At 65.1% G+C, this 2415-nt stretch carries 4 protein-coding genes; 3 read left to right on the forward strand and 1 reads right to left on the reverse strand.

The annotated features are described in order from the left end of the window. Positions 1-406: endonuclease V (locus PLN84_RS13080; protein ID WP_348532173.1), on the reverse strand; the 406-nt coding region annotated here is incomplete at its 3' end. 89 nt (positions 407-495) lie between these two features. Between PLN84_RS13080 and PLN84_RS13085 the strand changes: the two genes are divergently transcribed. The 3 genes from PLN84_RS13085 to PLN84_RS13095 all read left to right on the forward strand — a co-directional run. Continuing rightward, positions 496-1452, forward strand: coding sequence for a slipin family protein (locus PLN84_RS13085; RefSeq protein WP_292558757.1), 957 nt, complete (start codon positions 496-498; stop codon positions 1450-1452). 76 nt (positions 1453-1528) lie between these two features. After that, complete coding sequence (locus PLN84_RS13090) at positions 1529-1729, forward strand: rubredoxin (protein ID WP_292558756.1); 201 nt, start codon at positions 1529-1531, stop codon at positions 1727-1729. Further along, a partial coding sequence (locus PLN84_RS13095) for a thiamine pyrophosphate-binding protein (RefSeq protein ID WP_348532174.1) occupies positions 1710-2415 on the forward strand: 706 nt, incomplete at its 3' end. The genes PLN84_RS13090 and PLN84_RS13095, both read left to right, overlap by 20 nt.

A 2415-nucleotide genomic window follows, 5' to 3' on the forward strand; every position in this document is an offset into this window, starting at 1 on the left:
CGGTGGGCCGGTCGAGCAGGATGCCCATGTGGCTTGCGATGCCGAGGCCGCGGGGGTGGGCGATCCCCTGCCCGTCGAAGAAGATGACGTCCGGCTCGGACCGGAGTCGTCGGAACGCCTCAAGGAGAGCGGGACCTTCCCGGAAGGTGAGGAGCCCCGGTATGTAGGGAAATGATGTCTCGATAGAGGCAGAGACCCGTTCGACGACGGTGAGATCGGGGTAACGGAGGACGACGACGACCGCATGGATCTCGTTTGAGCCCTTCGCGTAGGAGGCGTCGGCGCCGGCGAGGAGGGTGACCTCATCGATATCGCCGGAGAGGCTGATCCTCTTCCGGAGCGTCTCCTGGAGGCGGACGGCCTCCGCCGGGGCAAGGTCAAACGGGTGGGTCTCGTTGATCTCCATGAACGCTTCCGTTGTGGCTTTGATTCACGCTGTCCTATAAAACTATTATTATATACTTTGTGCGTACAGCACCCCGCGGGTAACAACGTATGACCCGACAGAACCCGCTTCGCTATGTAATTGCCATCGTGATCGCACTCGTTGGAGTGCTGGTCGTTTACGCCGCCCTCACGACTCCCGGTCTCTCCCTCCTCGTCTGGGCCGGCGCCGCCATCGTCCTCGTGGGGGTGATCGTTGCCGCCTCGTTGCAGATCGCCGACCAGTGGGAGAAAGCGGTCGTACTCCACCTGGGCCGGTTCTCGGGCCTCCGCGGTCCGGGCATCTTCGTCATCGTACCCTTCATCGATACGGTGGCCTACTGGATCGATCTCCGCACGATCACGACCTCGTTCCGTGCGGAAAAGACCCTCACCCGCGACACGGTCCCGGTCGACGTCGAGGCGGTCCTCTTCTGGCGCGTGCGGGACCCGGAGAAGGCGGCGCTGGAGGTCGAGGACTATCGGTCCGCCATCAGCTGGGCGGCACAGACGGCGCTCCGGGAAGTCATCGGGAAGTCCAACCTCGCCGATATGCTCGAGGGCCGGGAGAAGCTCGACGCGGAGCTGCAGCGGATCATCGACGTCCGGACCGAGCAGTGGGGGATCCACGTCAGTTCAGTGGAGATCCGGGATATCCTGATCCCCCGCGAGCTCCAGGACGCGATGTCCATGCAGGCCCAGGCGGAGCGGGAGCGGCAGGCGCGGGTGATCCTCGGCGACTCCGAGCTCCAGGTTGCAAAGAAGTTCGAGGAGGCGGCACGGACCTACCAGGACAACCCGACCGCCCTCCACCTCCGGGCGATGAACATGCTGTATGAGGGCCTCAAGGAGAAAGCGACGCTCGTCCTCGTCCCGGCATCGGTCCTCGACACGATGAACCTCGGCACCACCCTCGGCCTCTCGGCGCTCGCGAAGAACACGATGGAGGATAATGGGGACCGCCGGGGATCGACGGCCGGCGAAGCGAAGTCCCGCAAGCCGCCGGCGACCGAACCCGGCGCCCCCTGACCCGGCCGACCCCGGGTCCCGGGGCATTTTTATACGTGGACGGGGTACGGCAGGTCACCTCCGGGACGTGAACGGTATGGGACGATGGGTATGCAGTGTCTGCGATTACGAGTACAATGAGGAGGCGGGAGACCCTGAGACCGGTATTCTGCCGGGGACGCTGTTTGAGGATCTCCCCGACGACTGGCGGTGTCCCCGCTGCACCGTGGGAAAGGGAGCATTTGTGCGGGTTGATGAAGAGGAAGAGGTGAAGACGGATGAAGAAGACGACCTTTGAAGGGGCTGCAACGACGGTGGCCGACGTGATGGTAGCGGAGCTGGAAGCGTGGGGGGTCAACCTCTACTTTGGTATGCCCGGAGCGTCGGCGCTCCCGCTCGTGGATGCGGTCCGGAGGAACAGGAACTCCCGGTACATCGTCGTCCGGCACGAGCAGACCGCGGCCCTCGCCGCGTCCGCCTACAACAAACTCACGGGAAAGATGGCGGTCTGCCTGACCATCGCCGGGCCGGGGGCGACGAACCTTGCGACCGGTCTGTACGATGCAAAGGAAGACCATGCAAGCGTCCTCTCATTGAATGGCCAGGTCCAGACGCAGTATGCCGGGCCCGGCGGCATCCAGGAGATCGACCAGGACGCCTTCTTCCGGCCTATCACGGTCTTCAACAACACCGTCGCCGACCCGACGACGGCGGTCAAACTCCTCACCCGGGCGCTGCGTTACGCTGCCGTCGCCCGCGGCGTTGCCCAACTCTCGCTCCCGAACGATATCCAGCGAGAACCGCTTGATGCAACCTACTGCGAGCGCGAGACCTGCCTCCCGGAGGTCGGGGTTGCGCCGACCGACGAGACCGTCGCGGCCGCGGCGGAGGCGATCGACGGCGCCGCACGACCGGTCATCCTCGCGGGGTTCGGGGCCATGCGTGCGGCCGGTCCGGTCCTCGACCTCGCGGAGACGATCCAGG

Origin of the sequence: Methanoculleus sp. (genome assembly GCF_035363275.1) — an archaeon.
GTDB lineage: Archaea > Halobacteriota > Methanomicrobia > Methanomicrobiales > Methanoculleaceae > Methanoculleus.

Coding starts and splice junctions, on each gene's coding strand:
- PLN84_RS13085 (WP_292558757.1), top strand. CDS start 496: ATGACCCGACAGAACCCGCTTCGCTATGTAATTGCCATCGTGATCGCA.
- PLN84_RS13090 (WP_292558756.1), top strand. CDS start 1,529: ATGGGACGATGGGTATGCAGTGTCTGCGATTACGAGTACAATGAGGAG.